The 21,249-nt window shown below is 54.2% G+C and carries 23 protein-coding genes; 18 read left to right on the top strand and 5 right to left on the bottom strand.

Annotated elements, in window-relative coordinates; all coding sequences use genetic code 11:
- Window positions 1-24: 24 nt before the first annotated feature.
- Complete coding sequence (locus tag B3B59_RS20075; RefSeq protein WP_286809826.1) at window positions 25-2,796, top strand: autotransporter outer membrane beta-barrel domain-containing protein; 2,772 nt, start codon at window positions 25-27, stop codon at window positions 2,794-2,796.
- Window positions 2,797-2,858: 62 nt separating this feature from the next.
- A complete protein-coding gene (locus B3B59_RS20070; RefSeq protein WP_286809825.1) occupies window positions 2,859-3,485 on the top strand; it encodes a helix-turn-helix domain-containing protein in 627 nt (208 codons plus the stop codon).
- Between the two features lie 5 nt (window positions 3,486-3,490).
- Here the strand turns inward: B3B59_RS20070 and ampH are convergent, their stop codons facing one another.
- Entirely contained in the window at window positions 3,491-4,648 is a 1,158-nt protein-coding gene (ampH, locus tag B3B59_RS20065) for a D-alanyl-D-alanine-carboxypeptidase/endopeptidase AmpH (protein ID WP_040076983.1), read from the bottom strand.
- A gap of 204 nt (window positions 4,649-4,852) precedes the next feature.
- Here ampH and B3B59_RS20060 point away from each other — a divergent pair, with 204 nt between their 5' ends.
- From B3B59_RS20060 to B3B59_RS20050, 3 genes are all read left to right on the top strand, one after another.
- The gene (locus B3B59_RS20060) at window positions 4,853-5,386 is read left to right on the top strand and encodes an isochorismatase family protein (protein WP_040076982.1); all 534 of its coding nucleotides are present in this window, start codon (window positions 4,853-4,855) and stop codon (window positions 5,384-5,386) included.
- A 115-nt stretch (window positions 5,387-5,501) separates the two neighbouring features.
- Window positions 5,502-6,722 (top strand): peptide antibiotic transporter SbmA, encoded by a 1,221-nt coding sequence (sbmA, locus tag B3B59_RS20055; protein WP_040076981.1) that lies wholly within the window; start codon window positions 5,502-5,504, stop codon window positions 6,720-6,722.
- Window positions 6,723-6,736: 14 nt separating this feature from the next.
- Window positions 6,737-7,837 (top strand): DUF1615 domain-containing protein, encoded by a 1,101-nt coding sequence (locus tag B3B59_RS20050; RefSeq protein ID WP_286809824.1) that lies wholly within the window; start codon window positions 6,737-6,739, stop codon window positions 7,835-7,837.
- Here the strand turns inward: B3B59_RS20050 and B3B59_RS20045 are convergent.
- The gene (locus B3B59_RS20045) at window positions 7,834-8,136 is read right to left on the bottom strand and encodes a DUF2755 family protein (protein ID WP_286809823.1); all 303 of its coding nucleotides are present in this window, start codon (window positions 8,134-8,136) and stop codon (window positions 7,834-7,836) included. The genes B3B59_RS20050 and B3B59_RS20045 overlap by 4 nt on opposite strands.
- 248 nt (window positions 8,137-8,384) lie before the next feature.
- Between B3B59_RS20045 and B3B59_RS20040 the strand changes: the two genes are divergently transcribed.
- Window positions 8,385-8,603 carry a DUF2754 domain-containing protein gene (locus B3B59_RS20040; RefSeq protein ID WP_286809822.1) on the top strand — a complete coding sequence of 73 codons (219 nt, stop codon included), beginning with the start codon at window positions 8,385-8,387 and terminating at the stop codon, window positions 8,601-8,603.
- Here the strand turns inward: B3B59_RS20040 and ddlA are convergent.
- A complete protein-coding gene (gene ddlA / locus B3B59_RS20035) occupies window positions 8,600-9,700 on the bottom strand; it encodes a D-alanine--D-alanine ligase (protein WP_286809821.1) in 1,101 nt (366 codons plus the stop codon). The two genes, B3B59_RS20040 and ddlA, sit on opposite strands and share 4 nt — an antisense overlap.
- Window positions 9,701-9,806: 106 nt before the next feature.
- Between ddlA and B3B59_RS20030 the strand changes: the two genes are divergently transcribed.
- From B3B59_RS20030 to adrA, 6 genes are all read left to right on the top strand, one after another.
- Window positions 9,807-10,490 carry an extensin family protein gene (locus B3B59_RS20030; protein WP_046884488.1) on the top strand — a complete coding sequence of 228 codons (684 nt, stop codon included), beginning with the start codon at window positions 9,807-9,809 and terminating at the stop codon, window positions 10,488-10,490.
- A 169-nt stretch (window positions 10,491-10,659) separates the two neighbouring features.
- Window positions 10,660-11,883, top strand: coding sequence for a multidrug efflux MFS transporter (locus tag B3B59_RS20025; protein WP_207293085.1), 1,224 nt, complete (start codon window positions 10,660-10,662; stop codon window positions 11,881-11,883).
- A 240-nt stretch (window positions 11,884-12,123) separates the two neighbouring features.
- A complete protein-coding gene (gene iraP / locus B3B59_RS20020; RefSeq protein WP_040076973.1) occupies window positions 12,124-12,384 on the top strand; it encodes an anti-adapter protein IraP in 261 nt (86 codons plus the stop codon).
- Window positions 12,385-12,482: 98 nt separating this feature from the next.
- Window positions 12,483-13,901 (top strand): alkaline phosphatase, encoded by a 1,419-nt coding sequence (gene phoA / locus B3B59_RS20015; protein WP_046884486.1) that lies wholly within the window; start codon window positions 12,483-12,485, stop codon window positions 13,899-13,901.
- Window positions 13,902-13,992: 91 nt separating this feature from the next.
- Window positions 13,993-14,313, top strand: coding sequence for a phosphate starvation-inducible protein PsiF (psiF, locus tag B3B59_RS20010; protein WP_046884485.1), 321 nt, complete (start codon window positions 13,993-13,995; stop codon window positions 14,311-14,313).
- Window positions 14,314-14,419: 106 nt separating this feature from the next.
- Entirely contained in the window at window positions 14,420-15,520 is a 1,101-nt protein-coding gene (gene adrA / locus B3B59_RS20005) for a diguanylate cyclase AdrA (RefSeq protein WP_286809820.1), read from the top strand.
- Window positions 15,521-15,534: 14 nt separating this feature from the next.
- Here the strand turns inward: adrA and proC are convergent, their stop codons facing one another.
- Window positions 15,535-16,344 carry a pyrroline-5-carboxylate reductase gene (gene proC / locus B3B59_RS20000; RefSeq protein WP_286809819.1) on the bottom strand — a complete coding sequence of 270 codons (810 nt, stop codon included), beginning with the start codon at window positions 16,342-16,344 and terminating at the stop codon, window positions 15,535-15,537.
- 147 nt (window positions 16,345-16,491) lie between these two features.
- Between proC and B3B59_RS19995 the strand changes: the two genes are divergently transcribed.
- The 5 genes from B3B59_RS19995 (at window position 16,492) to ppnP (ending at window position 19,241) form a co-directional block, all read left to right on the top strand.
- On the top strand, window positions 16,492-16,950 hold the full coding sequence (locus B3B59_RS19995; protein ID WP_040076966.1) for a YaiI/YqxD family protein: 459 nt from the start codon (window positions 16,492-16,494) through the stop codon (window positions 16,948-16,950).
- A gap of 250 nt (window positions 16,951-17,200) precedes the next feature.
- Window positions 17,201-17,725: a shikimate kinase AroL gene (aroL, locus tag B3B59_RS19990; protein WP_207293087.1), complete on the top strand. Its 525-nt coding sequence runs from the start codon at window positions 17,201-17,203 to the stop codon at window positions 17,723-17,725.
- A 51-nt stretch (window positions 17,726-17,776) separates the two neighbouring features.
- Complete coding sequence (gene yaiA, locus B3B59_RS19985) at window positions 17,777-17,968, top strand: protein YaiA (protein WP_040076963.1); 192 nt, start codon at window positions 17,777-17,779, stop codon at window positions 17,966-17,968.
- A gap of 238 nt (window positions 17,969-18,206) precedes the next feature.
- The gene (locus B3B59_RS19980) at window positions 18,207-18,884 is read left to right on the top strand and encodes an AroM family protein (RefSeq protein WP_046884481.1); all 678 of its coding nucleotides are present in this window, start codon (window positions 18,207-18,209) and stop codon (window positions 18,882-18,884) included.
- A 72-nt stretch (window positions 18,885-18,956) separates the two neighbouring features.
- Window positions 18,957-19,241 (top strand): pyrimidine/purine nucleoside phosphorylase, encoded by a 285-nt coding sequence (gene ppnP, locus B3B59_RS19975; RefSeq protein WP_040076960.1) that lies wholly within the window; start codon window positions 18,957-18,959, stop codon window positions 19,239-19,241.
- A gap of 47 nt (window positions 19,242-19,288) precedes the next feature.
- Here ppnP and rdgC read toward each other — a convergent pair whose 3' ends face one another.
- Window positions 19,289-20,200: a recombination-associated protein RdgC gene (gene rdgC / locus B3B59_RS19970; protein ID WP_286809870.1), complete on the bottom strand. Its 912-nt coding sequence runs from the start codon at window positions 20,198-20,200 to the stop codon at window positions 19,289-19,291.
- Between the two features lie 124 nt (window positions 20,201-20,324).
- Here rdgC and mak point away from each other — a divergent pair, with 124 nt between their 5' ends.
- Window positions 20,325-21,230: a fructokinase gene (mak, locus tag B3B59_RS19965; RefSeq protein WP_040076958.1), complete on the top strand. Its 906-nt coding sequence runs from the start codon at window positions 20,325-20,327 to the stop codon at window positions 21,228-21,230.
- Window positions 21,231-21,249 lie beyond the last annotated feature (19 nt).

Genomic DNA, 21,249 nt, shown 5'->3' with positions numbered 1-21,249 from the left:
ACGTCCCTGAGGAGGGATGACCCAATGCAAAAATGGAAAAAGAAACTTGTTGTATCTCAAATTGCATTAGCCTGCACGATGGCTATCGCTTCTCAGGCAAATGCAAAAGATATTTCTGGTACAACCTATAATACCTTTGGCTACGATGGTACCGCCGCCTCTACGCTGTATAACGGTTACACTGACTGGCGCAATGCCAGTGCCACGGTTGATGGCGATATCTATCCGGTTATCAACAAATCTGTCGTAAACGGGGTGATCTCTGGTTACTACCTTGATGATGCAGTCGGCGGTAAAACCAACTCGCTCTCCATCAGCAACAGTACCCTTAATGGTATGGTCACCTCTGAATGTATCACCACGGAGTGTGCGGGCGGCGTGAATCGCGACGGTTCTACCCACTACCAGTACGACCGCTTCGCATTGAGGGTGAATAATACCACCATTAACGACACCTATGAGCATTACGCTTACGACGTGGTAACAGGCGGCACTACCACCAACTACTGGGATACCTACGCGCTCGGCAATGCTATCAGTCTGGATGTTGAGTCTGATATCGTTATCGAAAACAACTCCCGCATCGCGGTTATAACCCTGACTCAGGGTTATAACTACCCGGACAATACCCCTTACGACAGCACCGTTGGCATCGAAAACAGCGCGCATGTCTTCAATAACACCCTCAAAGTGACCGACTCTGCTGTCACATCCGGTGCCTACAGCGACCTGGGAACCACCGGTTTTTATGGTCAGTCAGCGAAGCCGAGCGACTACGGCAATCCGGGTGCCACCTCACAGGATGATGCTGCGCTCATCGTTGCGGCTGGCGCGGCAGATAACGCCATGCAGACGGTGGCAAGCTTTGACCACTCGACCCTGACAGGCGATGTGTTGTTCTCCAGCACCTTTGATAATAACTTCTTTGTCAATGGTGACCCGGCGACCGATACCACTGCCGACGGCGTTTACAACCCAACCACCAACGGCTGGGACGGTACCGATAAACTGGATCTGACCTTAACCAATGGCAGCAAGTGGGTCGGTGCGGCGACCTCCAGCGTGGAGATGATCGCCCCGTCTCAGATGTATGGTCTGGGGTATAGCAGCGTTGATCTGACTACCCTGTTACCAAACAGCATCTGGCCTGATTCAACCTTCAACAGTAACAACCATCTGGTGGGTACCCAGGTTTATCAGAGCGGTATTTTCAACGTTACGCTGGATAACGGTTCAGAGTGGGACACGCGTAAAGAGTCGAACATCGATGCGTTGACCGTGAAGAACCATTCTCAGGTTAATGTCGAAAACTCCGGCCTGCTGGCCGATAGCATTACGCTGACTAACGCCTCTACCCTGAATATCGGTGATGCCGGTAGTGTGGCAACCAACAGCTTGTACCTCGACAGCAGCAGCCAGGCAACCCTGACTCAGGAGCTTGCCGATCTGTACGCGAACACCATCACCGTCGATAACCGTTCTGAGCTGGCGCTGGGTCTGGGCCAGGTTGATACCCATAAACTGGTGCTGACCGACGGCGGCGTGCTGAACGTTGCCAGCCGCGATTATGTGTTCAATTCCGATCTGAACAACGCGCGTTATATCACTAATGACAGCACGAAGAGTGGGTACGATTACGGTGTGATTGCCATCAACGCTGATGGTCATCTGGCCGTTAATGGTGAAACCTCAGGTAACTACAAAGTGCGTCTTGATAACGCGACCGGTAAAGGCGGCGTTGCAGATTATCGCAACAAAGAGCTTATCCGTGTTTATGATAACAACGCTGATACCCGCGTCTCCTTCACGGCGGCTAACCGCGCCGATCTGGGTGCATATACCTACCAGGCACAGCAGAAGGGCGATACTGTTGTTCTGAATCAGGAACGCTTAACGGATTACGCCAATATGGCGCTGAGCATTCCTTCTGCGAATACCAATATCTGGAATCTGCAGCAGGATACCGTAGGCACCCGCCTGACCAATGGGCGTCATGGCCTGACGGATCAGGGCGGCGCCTGGGTTAGCTTCTTTGGCGGTAACGTCGATGGCGACAACGATGTCATCAAGTACGATCAGGACGTGAGCGGCATCATGGTGGGTGTAGATACCCAGATTGATGGCAACAGCGCGAAATGGACCGTCGGTGCAGCTGCAGCCTTCGCTAAAGGCGACATGAATGACCGTTCAGGTCAGGTGGATCAGGATAGCCAGACGGCGATGATCTACTCCGCTGCTAAATTTGCCAACGATATGTTCCTCGATGGCAGCATGAGCTATACCCGCTTCAACAATGATCTGAGCGCGACCATGAGCAACGGCGAGTACGTTGACGGCAGCACGAATACCGATGCCTGGGGCTTTGGCCTGAAGCTTGGTTACGACTGGATGCCGAACGACGCAGGCTACTTAACGCCATATGCCGCGGTTTCTGGCCTGTTCCAGTCGGGTGATGACTATCGTCTGAGCAACGACCTGCAGGTGGGTTCGCAGTCTTATAACAGCATGCGTTATGAACTCGGTTTAGACGCGGGTTACACCTTCGGTTACGGTGACGATCAGGCGTTAACGCCATACTTCAAACTGGCTTATGTCTATGACGATGCCAGCGAGAATGCTGATGTTAACGGCGATAGCATTGATAACGGAGTGAAAGGCTCTGCGGTAAGTGCGGGTCTGGGAACGCAGTTCAGCTTTACCAAAAACTTCAGCGCTTATACTGACGCCACCTACCTGGGCGGCGGCGACGTTGAGCAGGACTGGGGTGCTAACCTGGGTGTGAAATACACCTGGTAGTCGTTGTAAAATGGGGAGGCTTTGCCTCCCCATTGTATTTTCAAGGATGATTTGAGGTCTGCATGAACCGTTACGCAAAGCCGGTTCCTGAATTCTCCCGGCTTGAAAAGTGCCTTTTTGACCATAGCAAAACGTTCAAACTGGCAGGACAACACTCTGTATTTGGGGAAGTCTTCGAAGAGGAGCAGTTTGCGTTATTGCTGCAAACCGGCACGCTGGCAATTCATCGGCAGCAAGATGACTTGTTGATGGAAATAGTTACCGCACCCTATATCTTTGGCATTAATGCCGGAATGATGGGCTGTAGTACCGAATACAAACTTATCACCCATTCACCCTGCACGGGTTTTTACCTTCCTGCGGCCACGGCCCGCACCCTCATACAACAAGCCGGCCTGTGGCGGGAGGCCTTTTGCTGGCTCTCATGGCATCATCGGGTCATGGAAATACGCGATAAACAGCTAGTAGGAAACAACTCCTATAGCCAGATCCGCTCGACACTGCTGGATATGGCCCAGTGGGATGAGACGCTGCTTATGCGCGTGGGGGTAATGAATTACATCCAGCGACGCACGCGGATTTCGCGCTCTGTGGTAGCCGAAGTGCTGGCCGCGTTGCGTCAGGGGAATTACATCAATATGGTTCGGGGTAAACTGGTCAGTATCAACCGTTTACCCGCAGAGTATTAACGCGATCAGGAAGCAGGAACAACCTGAGCTTTGTTGTCACTGAGTTCCGTGACCAGTTTATTAATACCATCGCTCATGTTGACGAAACGGGTATTGGGGGAGCGAGTGACCACCACAAAGGCGCCAACGTTCGATTGTGGGATCATCGCCATATAGGTAATAAAGCCGCCACCGCCGCCTGTTTTCTGAATAATTCCCGGATGCCCGTTCTTTGGCGCCATATACACCCAGCCCAGACCCAGCGCGTCCGCTTTGCCCGGTACATCCATGCCAATGACGCGCTGGAACTGGCTGCGCTGATAAATCAGCGTCTGCATCCGGTCAGCCTGAGTGCTGCGCGAATAGAAATCGGAAGAGAGGAACTGCTGCATCCAGCGCATCATATCGCCGGGTGTGGAATAGACACCGCCGCTGCCAATGGCTGCCAGCGTGTTGTTACATGGGCTGGCCCCTTTCTCTGCCACCATCAGGCGTTTGCACTGATCCGGTGAGGGGGTAAAGGTGGTGTCTTTCATGCCCAACGGGCGCGTAATCTGCTCTTCAAACAACTGGGTATAAGGTTTACCCGAGGCGGTAGCCAGGGCATCAGCCAGTAAATCGAATGCCAGGTTTGAGTAGGCTGCCTGGGAGCCCGGCGTGGTTTTCAGGTTCGCGGTGCTCAGATAGTTCCAGCGCTGTTCGCGGGTTGGCCAGACGAAGACCGGCCGATGCGCCGCACCGCCCGGTTGTTCACGCGGCAGGGCGCTGGTGTGCGTCGCCAGATTAACCAGGGTGATAGGGGTGCCCTGATAGGTTGGCACCCGTGCACCCGGTGGCGCATATTTGCTCAGCGGGTCGTTAAGCTTCACGACCCCCTGATCGAGTAATTTCACCAGCATCTCGCTGGTCATTAATTTGGTTAAGGACGCAATACGAACCACGGAGTCCAGCTGCGGATGAATATTATTGCCTGGACGCGTTTCGCCAAAGCTCCGAAACACGCGCTGATTACCATCAATAACAACCAGTGCCATACCGGTTGCGCCGCTGCCGTAATAGATCAGGTTTGCGTAACGGTCGGCAATATCAGAGGCAAGTGCCGGGGTGGTCAGCGGTTGGGCAGCCTGAACCGTCGAAAGGCTCACCGCACACAGCGCGGCAATAGATAGCAGACAAGATTTCAACGAAAAGCATCCATAAGAGAAATGAAGATAATTAAGCGTATTTATACTACTAACGTGCCCGGTGCAATGGGCTGAATAGCCTAACGATAGCGGGAAAAACGTAACCGCGAGTAAATAAAAACAATTTCATTACGTGCCATCTCCCATTTTGTGACATCGGGCTTATGATAGACCCCTACGTAGCTCAGCGACCCGGAGAAGGTGATGTCAGAAAAGCGTGTGGTGATGGTTGTCGATATGCAGCAAGGTGTTTTTGCGACCCCTCGTATTCAGCGCGAACAATGTGTTTCACGTATCAATCAGTTAACCCAGGCCGCCGATACGGTCATTTTTATCCAGCATACCGAAGCCGGTGGGCTGGAAGAGGGGAGCGAGGGGTTTGCGTTGTTACCTGAACTGCACCAGCCGGAAGGGGCGCACTACGTGACCAAAACGGCGTGCGATGCGTTTTACCGCACCTCGCTCGCCGCGTTATTGAGCGAGCTGGACATTCATCATTTTGTGCTTTGCGGCTGTGCTACCGACTACTGCGTGGATACTACCCTTAAAAATGGCGTTAGCCGGGGATACCATATCACCGTCGCCGGTGATGCGCACACCACCGCCCACCGTCCTGCCGCCCGGGCAGAAACGCTGATAAACCACTACAACGATGTCTGGCGCGATCTGATTGCTCCCGGCAATCCGCCGGGTGTGAAACTCACCGAAACAATTCTCGCCCACTGGAAAGCGAACTAATAATTACCCGTCAGGTCTGATTTTTTTGCACCGGCCGGAGACCGGCTGGTGGATGCAATGTCGTGTGGTGATGTGTTGAACACAGCAACAGCCATAATTACAAGAAGGAAGTTTTATGTTTAAGTCATTTTTCCCAAAGCCGGGGCCCTTTTTCCTCTCGGCATTTATATGGGGCCTTATCGCCGTTATTTTCTGGCAGGCCGGGGGCGGCGCCTGGCTTGAGCGCCTTATTGGTGCCTCCGGCGACGTACCCCTTAGTGCCGCACGTTTCTGGGCGCGTAGCTATCTGTTGTTCTACGCCTATTACGCCCTCTGCGTTGGGCTGTTTGCCCTTTTTTGGTTTACCTTTTCACCCCATCGCTGGCAGTACTGGTCCGTGCTGGGAACGGCATTGATTATTTTTGTCACCTGGTTTTTGGTGGAAGTCGGGGTCGCGGTCAACGCCTGGTATGCCCCCTTCTATGATCTGATCCAGAAGGCACTCAGTTCCCCGCACAAGGTCTCTATCGACCAGTTTTATCACGAAGTGGGGGTCTTCCTCGGCATCGCGCTGATCGCCGTGATCATTGGCGTGATGAATAACTTCTTTGTCAGCCACTATGTGTTCCGCTGGCGTACCGCCATGAACGAGCACTATATGGCCCACTGGCAGCAGTTACGTCATATCGAAGGTGCCGCCCAGCGTGTGCAAGAAGATACGATGCGTTTCGCCTCTACGCTGGAGGATATGGGAGTGAGCTTTCTCAACGCCATCATGACGCTGATCGCTTTCCTGCCGGTACTGGTTACCCTGTCGGCTCACGTGCCGGATCTGCCCATTATCGGCCATGTTCCGTACGGCCTGGTTATCGCCGCAATTATCTGGTCGCTGATGGGCACCGGTTTACTGGCGGTGGTGGGGATCAAACTGCCAGGGCTGGAGTTCAAAAACCAGCGCGTTGAAGCCGCCTACCGTAAAGAGCTGGTTTACGGTGAAGATGACGCTAACCGGGCCTCGCCGCCTACTGTGCGTCAGCTGTTCAGCGCGGTACGTCAAAACTATTTCCGCCTCTATTTCCACTACATGTACTTCAACATTGCGCGCATTCTCTATCTGCAGGTCGATAACGTATTCGGCTTATTCCTGCTGTTCCCGTCGATCGTTGCCGGTACCATTACCCTCGGTCTGATGACTCAGATCACCAACGTCTTCGGCCAGGTTAGGGGCTCGTTCCAGTATCTCATCAGCTCCTGGACTACGCTGGTAGAGTTGATGTCTATCTATAAACGTTTACGCAGCTTTGAACGCGAGCTGGATAACCAGCCACTGCAGGAAGTGACCAACACGTTAAGCTAATACAGGGAGTCGTTATGCCTTTTGCCGTATCACGCGCCTTACCGTTAACGCTCCTTGCCGCCCTGGTGCTGGCAGGCTGTGCTGAGCAAGGTGCAGCCCCGCTTAAAAAGGGCGAGAAACCCGTCGATGTCGCGAGCGTGGTGCGGCAGAAAATGCCCGCCAGCGTGAAAGATCGCGACCAGTGGGCCAGCGCGCTGGCAAAGACCTTCGATAGCCAGAAGATAGCCCCGACCGAAGAGAATATCTGTTCGGTACTGGCGGTAGCGCAGCAGGAGTCAATGTATCAATCCGACCCTAAGGTGCCCGGGCTGAACAAGATCGCCTGGAAGGAGATCGACCGACGGGCAGAATCGATGCATATACCGGCGTTTCTGGTCCATACCGCCCTCAAAATCACCTCTCCTGATGGCAAGAGTTATAGCGAGCGGCTGGACACGGTGAAAACCGAGAAGCAGTTGAGTGAAATCTTCGACGATATGATCAGCATGGTGCCGATGGGGCAAAAGCTCTTCGGCTCGCTTAACCCGGTGCATACCGGCGGGCCGATGCAGGTCAGTATCGCCTTTGCCGAGAAACACACCGACGGTTACCCATGGAAGTATGACGGTACCGTGCGTCAGGAGGTCTTTTCCCTGCGCGGAGGTTTGTGGTTTGGGACTTATCATCTGCTCAATTACCCTGCCAGCTACAGTGCGCCGCTGTACCGCTTTGCCGACTTCAATGCAGGCTGGTACGCGAGCCGTAACGCGGCATTTCAGAATGCCGTCAGCCGCGCCAGCGGTGTGAAGCTGGCGCTGGATGGCGATTTAATTGCTTATGGTAGCCGCACGGCGGGCAAAACCGAGATGGCGGTTCGCAAGCTGGCCGGGAAGCTGGATATGAGCGAGAGCGAGATTCGACACCAGCTGGAGAAGAGTGATAGCCAGAGCTTCGAGAAAACGAAACTTTATCAGCAAGTTTATGCGTTAGCGGAGCAGAAGAGTGGAAAGACGTTGCCGCGAGAGATGTTGCCAGGCATTCAGCTTGAGAGCCCGAAGATCACGCGCAACCTGACCACAGCCTGGTTTGCGAAGCGTGTCGACGATCGTCGGGCTCGCTGTATGGCAATGAATTAGTGGTGGCGACGCCAGCGGTTAACTAGCGCCACAACACTCAGGATGACGCAGCCCACCAGGAAGGGAATCAGTCCAAAGATGGTTCCCACGCCCAGTCCGATTTCAACGCGCGGGCGGCCGCTGTCCTCTACCTGCATCAAATGTTCATAGACGCCAGGTGCATGCACCAACATGTTCAAAAACTGCGAACCCGCCCAGAAGCAGAACAGTACAAACAGGGCATAGGCAATATTACCTGACGTGGAGGTTTTCGGGTGTTTACCATTAAAGATCGGCTTCGACATAGTAAAGTCTGCCATAAAGACCTCCGTATAGTTCGTTCTGGCCATACACCAGTGATATAAGCGAAGTTTGACAGGTCATCGCATTTGTCAATATCGGAATCGTGGTAATTTGCAGCATGGATTTCTCCTGGATCGCCGATTTCTGCACCAACTCACAATTTCGTAACCTTAAGTTAAATTCATTAACATTTAAGAATTTCCGTATTGGACACAGACCTGACGCGGAAACTATGCGAGGATGTTTTTTTTATTCAGGAGCGACCATGAAACTGCCTGCCAAAATTCGCCGTGACTGGCATTACTACGCCTTTGCCATTGGGCTGATCTTTATTCTTAATGGGGTTGTGGGGTTACTGGGATTTGAAGCGAAGGGTTGGCAAACCTATGCGGTAGGTCTGGTGACATGGGTCATTAGCTTCTGTCTGGCAGGATTGATTATTCGCCGCCGCCCGGAAGAGCCGACGGCGAATAATGTCGATTAACCGTTTACCGTAATATTAAGCGCGCTATCGGCGGCATGCTGCTCCAGCGCCAGCTCAATCAGGCGGGTAATCAGCTCTGGATAGCTGATGCCGCTCGCCTGCCACAATTTCGGGTACATGCTGATATTGGTAAAGCCAGGCAAGGTGTTAATTTCATTGATGATGACGTCATTTTGAGCGGTTAAAAAGACATCTACGCGGGCCATCCCGCGACAGCCCAGCGCCTGATAAGCCTCAATCGCGATGGCCCGGATGTGGTCGTTTACCGCCGAGTCCAGGGCTGCCGGCACGACGACCTGTGCGCCTTTGTCATCAATGTATTTGGTGTCATACGAATAGAAATCGCTGTTCAGTACCACTTCGCCGCAGGTACTGGCCTGGGGGAAGTCATTGCCCAGCACCGCACACTCGATTTCACGTCCTTTGATACCCTGTTCAACCACCACTTTATGGTCAAAGGTAAATGCCAGACGTACGGCCTCGTTGAATTGCGCCTCGCTGCTGACTTTACTCACCCCAACGGACGACCCCTGATTTGCCGGCTTCACAAAGAGCGGCAGGCCAAGCTCTGCCTGTAGAGCGCTAAAGCTGTGTTTGTCGCGATTGGCGCGGGTGAGGGTAACGAAAGGCGCTACGTTCAGACCGGCGTCGCGCAACAGACGTTTGGTGACATCTTTATCCATGCAGGCGGCGGAACCCAGTACGTCGGAGCCGACAAACGGCAGGTTTGCCATGCGCAGCATGCCCTGCAGCGAGCCATCTTCGCCCAGCGTACCGTGCACGATCGGGAAGATGACGTCGAGTTGCAGAAGGGCCTGTGCGTTGCTGGCGTTAATCAGTTGATTCTGTGCCACGCCCGGCACAACCGCGACGCTCATGTCAGAAGGATTCAGGGCGATGTGTGCCGGATCGTCAGCATTAAGCAGGTAACTGTTGGCGTCATTAACATGCCACTGTCCCTGCTTATCGATACCCAACAGCACAACGTCGAACCGGCTCTTATCAATCGCATTGACGATGTTTTTGGCCGATTGCAGCGACACTTCGTGTTCTGCTGATTTTCCCCCAAATACAATACCCACACGCAGCTTTGCCATTACTCTCACTCATCCAGTCTGACTCAAAACCCATACCTTACCACGATGCCCGGCGGGATTCGCCGCCTTCTGCCATAATGTTTTAGCAAGCAACGGAGGGGGGAAAGTGCGAGGAAAAGGTCTAATTATCTGTCTTGTTATTATCGGCGCGGCAGCGGTGGGATATCGCTGGTTGCCGTCTTACTACAACCCTTTTGCGCCTCTCTCGCTTGACGATCCCCCCGGAAAAATCACCCAGTTTAAACTGCGGCGACTCACGCCCGAGCACTGCGAAACCTTGCTCAGCCAGGCTAACGATTCAAAGCTGATCCGTACCCAGACGGTTGCCGACAGTGGGGGGGAGTGTCCCCTGGTGGATGTGGTGCGGGTGCGTGACTTTGGCCGCGTAGGGCTGAGCAGCAGTTTCCTGGCCAGTTGTCCCCTTGCGCTCAGTGCGGCGCTCTATATTCACCAGCAGGCGCAACCGCTGACACAGCGCATGATGGGGAGCCGCCTGACTCGCGTTGACCATTTTGGCAGCTTTGCTTGCCGAAATATCTATCATCGACAGGATGCGCGACGCAGCGAGCATGCCAGCGCCCAGGCGCTCGATATTAGCGGCTTTCAGCTGGCAGACGGGCAGAAAATTACGGTGCTGCAAGGCTGGAAAAACGCCCGAACGCAGCCCTGGTTAAAGGCGATGCTTAGCGCCAGCTGCGGCTATTTTGGCAATGGGCTTGGGCCAGAGTACAACAGGGCGCATGCTAACCATTTTCATCTGGGTATGCGGGGATATGGTTACTGCCCGTAAGCATAAACCCCCCGCTAAAAGAGGATAGAGTGTGATTTGTTTCACATTTTTGATGACTGGGAAGATAAAACACTAAAATTCATCCCGACAGCATCAGCTGCGCTTTGTGATGAGGCGTAACTTGCTAATCTATGAGCGAATTCGCTCAAAAAAATGAATGTGTCGCGCTATGGAATCCTGGAAGGTTAACCTTATATCGGTCTGGTTCGGTTGTTTCTTCACCGGGCTTGCCATCAGTCAGATCTTACCTTTTCTGCCGCTGTATGTGTCTCAGTTGGGGGTCTCCTCCCACGAGGCGCTTTCGATGTGGTCCGGGCTTACCTTCAGCGTGACGTTTCTGGTCTCTGCCATCGTCTCGCCTATGTGGGGAAGCCTTGCCGATCGCAAAGGGCGGAAGCTTATGCTGCTGCGTGCCTCCCTGGGAATGGCCATTGCTATTCTGTTGCAGGCCTTCGCCTCCAACGTCTGGCAGCTTTTTCTGCTACGAGCGCTGATGGGGCTGACTTCCGGTTATATTCCTAACGCCATGGCGCTGGTGGCGTCGCAGGTACCACGCGAACGCAGCGGCTGGGCGTTGAGTACGCTCTCAACGGCGCAAATTAGCGGCGTGATTGGCGGGCCACTGATGGGCGGTTTCCTGGCCGATCACGTAGGGCTGCGGGCGGTCTTTATTATTACCGCTATCCTGCTGATGGTCAGTTTTCTGGTCACGCTGTTTCTTATTAAAGAGGGGGCGCGTCCCACCGTCAGTAAAGCGCAGCGCCTGAGCGGGAAAGCGGTCTTTGCCTCACTGCCTTACCCGGGGCTGATGATCGCTCTCTTCGTCACCACGATGGTGATCCAGCTCTGCAACGGCTCGGTGGGGCCTATTCTGGCGCTGTTTATCAAATCGATGGAGCCAGACAGCAACAATATCGCTTTTCTGAGCGGCATGATTGCCGCCGTACCGGGTGTTTCTGCCCTTATCGCTGCACCGCGACTGGGCAAGCTGGGCGACCGTATCGGCACCGCACGCATTTTAATGGCGACGCTGGTGGTGGCCGTGGTGCTCTTCTTCGCAATGTCCTTTGTCACCACCCCATTCCAGCTTGGTGTGTTGCGCTTTTTACTGGGCTTTGCCGATGGCGCGATGTTGCCAGCCGTACAGACCCTGCTGGTTAAATACTCCAGCGACCAGGTGACCGGACGCATCTTCGGCTATAACCAGTCTTTCATGTATCTCGGTAACGTTGCCGGGCCGCTGATTGGGGCGTCGGTTTCGGCTATGGCAGGATTTCGTTGGGTCTTTGCCGCCACGGCGGTAGTGGTGTTGCTGAATATTCTGTACCTGGCGGTGGTATTACGCCGTCGCCGTCAGCAGGAGGCTAATAGAAGCGTCGGTAACAGAAGATAACGGTGCTGTATTATATATTCTTATACTTAAACCTGACGGTAATAACTAAAATGGCTTTCTGTTTTTTTAATGACGCAAAGCAATTCAAGCTTTGGCGCTAATATAAAAACGTTTCGCTGAACCTGGATCGCATTTATTTAAAATAATGGATTTTATTTGTCTAAAGATAATACTTTTCCCTCTTTGCAACCCCCATCCTTAGTGCTAAGTTCAGAGCAAATCTGATAAGGAAATAGCACGATGAAAAATCTCATTGCTGAGTTGTTAGTGAAGCTCGCCCAAAAGGAAGAAGAGTCAAAAGAACTGGTAGCCCAGGTTGAAGCGCTGGAAATTGTCGTCACCGCGTTATTACGCCAGATGGCTCAGTCCGATCAGCAGGCGTTGATCCGAAGCGTTGAAGGGGCGCTGGATGCGGTACGGCCAGATTCACTGGTGCCGGAGCAGGATAGCGAAATGCTACAACAATACGTAAAGAAGCTGTTGCGGCACCCGCGGAGCTGATTGGTTTGCGTATCTAAAACGCTGTCATCGATCTGTCACGTCGGTTGCCTATAGTCGCTCTGTTTTATTTTTTATGTATTTTTACATGGAGAAAATAAGTGAAACAGAGCGCACTTGCTATTGCATTACTTCCCCTGATGTTCACTCCTACAATTTATGCAGAAACGGTAACATCATTCCCCGTTCTTGAAAATCGCGCAGCTCAGGGTGATATCACCCAGCCGGGCGGCGCGCGTCGCTTGTCGGAAGACCAGACCGCCGCATTGCGCGCCTCCTTAAATGATAAGCCAGCAAAGAATATTATCCTGCTGATTGGCGATGGAATGGGTGATTCAGAAATTACTGCTGCACGAAATTATGCTGAAGGCGCGGGCGGATATTTTAAAGGGATTGATTCGCTGCCGCTTACCGGCCAGTACACCCACTATGCGCTGGATAAAAAAACCGGTAAGCCGGATTACGTCACGGATTCCGCCGCGTCTGCCACGGCCTGGTCAACCGGCGTAAAAACCTATAACGGCGCGCTGGGCGTGGATATTCACGAAAAAGATCACCAAACCATTCTCGAAATGGCAAAAGCGGCAGGCCTCATGACGGGTAACGTCTCGACGGCGGAATTGCAGGACGCGACCCCGGCGGCGCTGGTGGCGCATGTGACGTCACGTAAATGCTACGGCCCGAGCGTCACCAGCGAAAAATGCGCCACCAATGCGCTGGAAAAAGGCGGTAAAGGCTCTATTACGGAGCAGCTGTTAAACGCCCGTGCCGACGTCACGCTTGGCGGTGGCGCCAAAACCTTTATGGAGACCGCAACCAGCGGTGAATGGCAGGGCAAAACTTTGCGCGAACAGGCCCAGGCGCGCGGCTATCAGCTGGTTAACGATGCGGCCTCACTGGCGGCCATTACCGAAGCCAACCAGGATAAACCGCTGCTGGGCCTCTTCTCCGAGGGCAATATGCCTGTGCGCTGGGAAGGGCCGAAAGCCAGCTATCACGGTAATCTCGATAAGCCTGCCGTCACCTGTGCGCCTAACCCGAAACGCAATGAAAGCGTACCGACACTGGCAGCGATGACCGAAAAAGCGATCGCGCTGCTGGATAAGAGCGAAAAAGGGTTCTTCCTGCAGGTTGAAGGTGCATCCATCGACAAGCAGGATCACGCCGCTAACCCTTGCGGCCAGATTGGCGAAACCGTCGATCTGGATGAAGCCGTGCAGAAAGCGATGGCCTTCGCGAAGAAAGATGGCAATACGCTGGTGATCGTGACGGCTGACCACGCTCACTCCAGCCAGATTGTGGCGCCGGATACCAAAGCTCCGGGTCTGACCCAGGCGCTGAATACCAAAGATGGCGCTGTGATGGCCATTAGCTATGGCAACTCCGAAGAGGAGTCGATGGAACATACCGGTAGCCAGCTGCGCATTGCCGCCTATGGTCCACATGCCGCAAACGTGGTGGGGCTGACAGATCAGACCGATCTCTTCTACACCATGAAAGCGGCTCTGGGTATGAAGTAAAACGAATGCCCGGCGGGAATCTTCTCTGCCGGGTGGTTTTTTTACCGCAAACGACCAGACTTAATGTGATCATTCACAGAAGGATAGTGCTATGAAAATCACATTACTTGTTACTTTGATCTTCGGCCTGTTTTTCATCGCCACGGTGGGTGCGCAAGAGAAGACCCTCACGCCGCAACAGCAACGTATGACCACCTGCAACCAGCAGGCGACGGCTGATGCGTTGAAAGGCGATGCGCGAAAAACTTACATGAGCGACTGCCTGAAAAATGGAGCCTCGAAACCGGGCGAAAAAAGCCTGACGCCACAGCAGCAAAAGATGCGTGAATGTAACGTTAAGGCGACAGAGCAGTCTCTTAAAGGCGATGACCGTAATAAGTTTATGAGTGCCTGTCTGAAGAAAGCTGTCTAGTGCTAATGGGTGAGCGGGCTTCCCGGCTCACCCAAAATCTCATACTCCCCCGTCGGACCCCCTCTCTATAATTTGGGAAATTGTTTCAGAATGTTCCCAAAAGATAATGAATGACGAAAACTTTTACCAGAAAGGGCTGACGCGCGAAGAGTGGGATTATCCTTTTCCCTCGGATGACCATCATCGTTCCGGTATACGCTTCGCCCGGCGGATTCGCCTGCCGCGGATGGCTGGCCTTGCGACGATGTTTTTCCCCATTGCTGGCGTTCTGGTGACGCAACCTGTAGCCGGCGGCTGGTGGCTGCTGCTGGTTGGCTGGGCGTTCGTCTGGCCACATCTCGCCTGGCAGTTGGCGTCACGCTCTGCCGATCCCCACAGCAATGAACTCTATAACCTGAAAGCTGATGCCATTATTGCCGGGATCTGGATTGGCCTGATGGGGTGTAATGCGTTTCCTACCGCTGCGCTATTGATGATGACCAGCATGAACATGATGGGGGCTGGCGGGCTACGGCTGTTTACTGCTGGCACGCTGCTGACGACCCTTGCCGCCCTGGCGACACTGCAAATGGCCAGCATTCCCCCCTTCTTTGTGAGCTCAGCGCTGCAGGGGTGGCTCACGCTGCCGGTGTTAATTTTCTACCCGGTGCTCTTTGCCTGGGTCAGTTACCAGACCGCAATCCGGCTGGCGGAACACAAGCGACGGCTGGAATTAATGAGTACCCGCGACGGCATGACGGGCGTCTTTAACCGGCGGCACTGGGAAGACCTGCTGCGCAATGAGTTTGATAGCTGCCGCCGTCATCACCGTGACGCCACCATGCTGCTTATCGATATTGATCATTTCAAAACCATCAACGACACCTGGGGGCATGATATTGGCGATGAAGCCATTATCGCCATTACGCACCAGCTACAACTCACGCTGCGCGGAAGCGATATCATAGGCCGGTTTGGCGGGGACGAATTTGCGGTGATCATGAGTAACACCGCGGCGGACAGCGCTATCGCCGCGATGTCGCGAGTCCATGAGCGGCTGGCGCAGCTAAGCCTGCCGGGCGCACCGCTGGTGAAGCTCTGTATTAGCGTTGGGGTGGCACCGCTCACGCCGCCGATGGGGCACTATCGTGAGTGGCTAAAGGCGGCAGATGTTGCCTTGTACAAAGCGAAGAACGCCGGACGAAGCCGCACCGAAGTGGCGGCCTGACGCCCGGCGTGCGATCAGGACTTACTCAGCTGTTCTGATTTTTCCATACACTTATTCATGGCTTCAATAACCGCCGAGCGGAACCCTCGCTCTTCCAGCACCCGTACAGCTTCAATGGTCGTCCCGCCTGGCGAGCAGACCATATCTTTCAGTTCACCCGGATGCTTACCGTTTTCCAGCACCATTTTGGCCGAGCCCATCACCGCCTGAGCTGCAAATTTATATGCCTGCGCCCTTGGCATTCCACCCAGCACGGCGGCATCCGCCATCGCTTCGATGAACATAAAGACATACGCAGGCGCCGAGCCGCTCACACCCACTACCGGATGGATCATCGCTTCCGCAATCACTTCCGCTTCGCCGAAGCAGCGGAAGATATTCACCACGTCGGCCACATCTTCCGTGGTGACCAGCGCATTAGGGGTGATAGAGGTCATGCCTGCGTTGACCAGCGAAGGGGTGTTTGGCATCGCGCGCACGATTTTGCGATCGTGGCCCATGGCACGAGCCAGCTGATCCAGAGTGACGCCGGCAGCAATCGATACGACAACGGTATCCTTGTTCAGGCTTGAGGTGACGTCGCTCAGCACTTTGACCATGATATTAGGCTTTACGGCACCGAAGAGGATATCCGCTACCTGGGCCACTTCCTGGGCGCTCTGCGCCGCATTGATACCATACTGATCGTGCAGGGCAGCGACTTTATCTGGCGACGGGGTATAGACCCAAATCTGGCCAGGCTGCACCTGGCCGCTGGCAATCAGGCCACCCAGGATGGCTTTACCCATGTTACCGCAGCCGATAAAACCGATTTTCTTCTCCATCACGTCTCCCTCTTTTATGCCTTGTTATGTGTATGGAAGGCTAGCTTAGCGCGGATTGTTACGCAGCGCTAAAGCTTCTGCCTCATCCGCTGCTTTGCCTGAGAAGAAAAGCAGGCGACAATGGGGCAGTTATCGAAAGGAGAGAACATGGCGATTTGGGTGGATGCCGATGCGTGTCCAAATGTGATTAAAGAGATTCTGTTTCGCGCCGCCGAGCGCGTGCAAATGCCCCTGACGCTGGTGGCTAACCAGAACCTGCGAGTCCCACCGTCACGGTTTATTCGCGCCATGCGCGTACCGGCCGGCTTTGACGTAGCGGATAACGAAATAGTGCGTCTGTGCAGCGCGGAGGATCTGGTTATCACCGCCGATATTCCGTTGGCGGCAGAGGTGCTGGAAAAGGGCGCCGCCGCGCTAAATCCAAGAGGTGAGCGTTACTCTCCGGCCACCATCCGTGAAAAACTGACGATGCGTGATTTTATGGACACCCTGCGCGCCAGCGGCGTACAAACCGGGGGGCCGGATAGTTTATCTCAGCGCGACCGACAGCTCTTTGCTGCTGAGCTGGATAAATGGCTTCTCGAGGTGAAACGTCGTCAGGGATGAGTGCAGCATTGTCGTCGGATTGTGCTCCCGTTATTCCACTGGGGTTGTCAGCCCCTGCCGCAATCAGGTATGGTGTGCGGCATCAGGTATGCAATCATTTCTTTACAGTCGCTATCCCTAATTATCAGGGGATAAATCTACATTTGTAAAAATAAATTTACACTGACTTCTGTACTAGTTAAATGGTATCATTGGCCACTTTTCGACGTTACGCTCCGCATCTTTGCGGCCTTAAGGGGAACACCAGGTTATGACCCAGCCTATATTCTTGATCGGCCCCCGCGGCTGCGGCAAAACGACGGTGGGGCATGAGCTGGCGCGTCTGTGCGGCTGTGAGTGCATCGATACCGATCGCTGGCTGCAAACCCACGCGCAAAAAAGTATTGCTGAAATTGTCGAGCAGGAAGGGTGGGAAAGCTTTCGCGCTCGCGAGACCGCAGCTCTGGAAGCGGTGACGGCGGTCTCAGGCGTCATTGCCACCGGCGGCGGTATTATTCTGGCACCTTATAACCGGCAGTTTATGCGTGAGAAAGGCACTGTTATTTATCTCTCTGCGCCCGTGCCGGTGCTGGTTGAGCGCCTTGTGGCCTTTCCAGAAGAGGGGCAACGCCCTACGCTTACCGGCAAACCGATCAGTGAAGAGGTGAGCGAAGTACTGGCAGAACGCGACGCCCTCTATCGCGAAGCGGCTCACCATGTGGTTGATGCCTCGCTCTCCCCGTCAGAAGTGGTACAAAATATTGCTACTGCGCTGCGTCTGGCTTGTGTTAGCTAACTGATGTCTATACTGATAGTTCACCCCAGATAAAGATAAAAAGGATGAACTATGCCAACAAGACCTCCCTATCCGCGTGAAGCCCGTGTCGTTGCCGTTGAGAAAGGCGCTACGGGCCAGACCGTCACCTGGTATCAGCTGCGTGCCGACCATCCAAAACCCGATTCGCTCATTAGCGAGCATGAAACGGAGCAGGAAGCGCTCGACGCCAAGGTCCGCTACGAAGATCCCGATAAGACTTAAAAAAAATCTGAAAGCGGGAAATACCACGCCTAAATCACATTTATCACTCATTGAATAAGTTAAGCAGAGGTTAATATCTAGTTATTACAGATACCTTCTGCCAGGCGTCCGGATCTTTACATTCCGGCAGGCACATACGCTGCTACGCTATTGTGCTGTTCATACCAGAACAGCGAGCCGCGCAGCGTTGTGAGCCTGTGCCTGTTTTACGTAGTGGTAGTGGAGAAAGGCGACAAAGATGAAGGCCACCTTGGCGATCCTCACGATTGGGGTAGTCCCAGTAAGCGAAGTGTTACCGCTCTTGACCGAGCATATTTCGGAACAACAGATCACCCATCATAGCTTGCTGGGTAGTCTAAGCCGTGAGGCGGTCATGGAGACCTACGGCGTTGCGCCGGGAGATGATTCCCTGCCGACACTGTTAAGCGACGGTAAAATGGCGACGGTATCTCGGCAAAAGATCGAACGCGATCTGCAGGCCGTTATTGAAGTGCTTGATAATCAGGGGTATGACGTCATCTTGCTGATGAGTACCGCCCCGGTATCCGGGCTGGTGGCCCGTAATGCGATCCTGCTTGAGCCAATGCGGATCATCCCGCCGCTGGTGGCCTCGATTGTGGATGGCCATCAGGTGGGGGTGATCGTGCCGATCCCCGAATTGATGCAAAACCAGTCCCGAAAATGGCAGGCGTTAGAACGCCCTCCGCTCTACTCGCTGGCGAACCCTATCTGGGATAGCGAGGCCAAATTGATCGAGGCCGGGCGCGATCTGCTGGCGCAGGGAGCTGATGTATTGATGCTGGATTGCCTCGGTTTTCATCAGCGTCATCGCGATCTGTTACAAAAAGCGCTCGATGTGCCCGTTTTGTTATCAAACGTACTGGTGGCGCGGCTTGCCTCGGAGCTGCTGGGGTAATGATTTTGCGTGACAGGCAGGGAGTGTGCCCCCTATATTGGATTGACATCCAACAACAAAAAGGGCCAGTTCATGCTTCAAAGTAATGAGTACTTTTCCGGTAAAGTGAAGTCCATCGGTTTTACCAGCAGCATCACTGGCAATGCCAGTGTCGGCGTGATGGCTGAAGGGGAATATACTTTTGGTACCGCTCAACCTGAAGAGATGACCGTCGTCAGTGGCTCTCTGAAGGTATTGTTACCGGGTGAGACGGAGTGGAAATTGTTTACTGCGGGTCAGATCTTTAACGTTCCGGGCCATAGCGAGTTCCACCTGCAGGTGGCTGAGCCGGCCTCTTATCTCTGCCGTTATCTGTAATTTTTTTTACCCTCTCCCGGTCGGGAGAGGGTGAACAGCATGGCCGATTAGCGCTGTGCTTCTCCGCCGAGACCCTCTACCAGGCTTTGAATCAGTGCGGCTAACTCTCCCGTCATCAGAATAAAGTCGGCATCAAAACGCTGCGCCGGATCGTCACGGTCGATGTCGTCGTTCTGATCGCGCAGTTCGTCAGAGAACTTCAGCCGTTTTACGGAGCCATCGTCGCAGATCATGAACTGGATCCGTTGCTGCCAGTCGAGCGCCAGCTTGGTCACCAGTTTGCCCGCTTCAATGTGCACGGCAATTTCATCGCTCACCAGATCCTGTTTTTTCGCGCGGATCACACCGCCATCTTCCAGGATCGCCTTCAGTTCTGCTTCATCCAGCAGCTGGAAGCCCTGCGGTACGGTACCGCCGCGAACCCATTCGGTGAGCGTCAGCTCAATGGGGTTTTCCATGGTCAGCGGCACGACCGGAAGGGAGCCCAGGCTCTTACGCAGCAGCGCCAGGGTATCTTCCGCTTTTTTAGCGCTGGCACAGTCGACAATAATCAGGCCGTTAACGGTGTCGATCCACATCATCGTCTGGCTGAAGCGACTAAAGGCGCGCGGCAGCAGCGAGTGCAGCACTTCATCTTTCAGCGAGTCTTTCTCGGTTTTTTTCAGCTTGCGGCCCTGTTCTGCCTCCAGCTTAAAGATCTTCGCTTCCAGCGCCTGTTTCACGACCGGCGCGGGCAGAATTTTCTCTTCTTTGCGGGCGCAAATGATGATTTGACCATTGGTGGTGTGGGTCAGCGCATCGCTCTGAGAGCCCATCGGTGGAACCCAACCGGTTTTGGCTATATCCTGGCTGCCGCAAGGGCTAAACGTATAAAGGGCTAACTGTTTTTCCATCTCGTCAGCGCGCAGCGGGACATCGCGGCTGAGACGGTAAACCATCAAATTTTTGAACCACAGCATGATAATTTCCACGGCCTTGTCGTTAAATGCAGCGGGCATGATAACGAATTGTCGCATCGCTTGCATTGCTAATCGGGATGCCGACTTCTACTCTGTTGATAATCAAAAAAATGAGGAACGTCCTGTGCGAATTGGTATCGATTTAGGCGGCACGAAAACCGAAGTGATAGCGCTGAGTGAGCAGGGGGAGCAGCTGTTTCGCCACCGTCTGCCCACCCCTCGTGATGATTATCAGCAAACCATAGAAACCATTGCCACGCTGGTGGAGATGGCGGAGCAGGCCACAGGCCAGAGTGGTAGCGTGGGTATGGGGATCCCGGGTTCGATTTCGCCCTATACCGGCGTGGTGAAAAACGCTAACTCAACCTGGCTCAATGGCCAGCCGTTTGACAAAGATCTGAGCCAGCGCCTGAATCGTGAAGTACGGCTGGCAAACGATGCCAACTGCCTGGCGGTATCTGAGGCTATTGATGGAGCTGCGGCGGGGGCACAGACCGTTTTTGCGGTCATAATCGGCACCGGTTGCGGCGCGGGCGTGGCCTTTGGCGGTCGCTCTCATATCGGCGGCAACGGCACGGCGGGCGAGTGGGGGCACAACCCTTTGCCGTGGATGGACGAAGATGAGCTGAAATACCGCGCAGAAGTGCCCTGCTATTGCGGCAAGCAGGGGTGTATTGAAACCTTTATCTCCGGCACGGGCTTTGCCACCGATTACCACCGACTGAGCGGCAAGCCGCTGAAGGGGAATGAGATCATCCGTCTGGTTGATGCGCAGGATCCCCTTGCTGAACTGGCCCTCAGCCGCTACGAAACGCGGCTGGCGAAATCTCTGGCGCACGTGATCAATATTCTGGATCCGGATGTGATCGTGCTGGGGGGCGGCATGAGCAATGTGGATCGTCTTTATGCCACCGTGCCCCAGCTGGTGAAGCAGTGGGTGTTCGGCGGCGAGTGCGAGACCCCGATTCGCAAAGCGGTGCACGGGGACTCCAGCGGGGTGCGCGGCGCCGCCTGGCTCTGGCCGCAGTGACGATGTCGCCCTCTTGCAG

The organism is Leclercia sp. UBA2479 (assembly GCF_002341985.1).
GTDB lineage: Bacteria > Pseudomonadota > Gammaproteobacteria > Enterobacterales > Enterobacteriaceae > Enterobacter > Enterobacter pneumoniae.
Note: the sequence above shows the minus strand (reverse complement) of the source record. Positions and strands in the feature narration are given on the sequence as shown.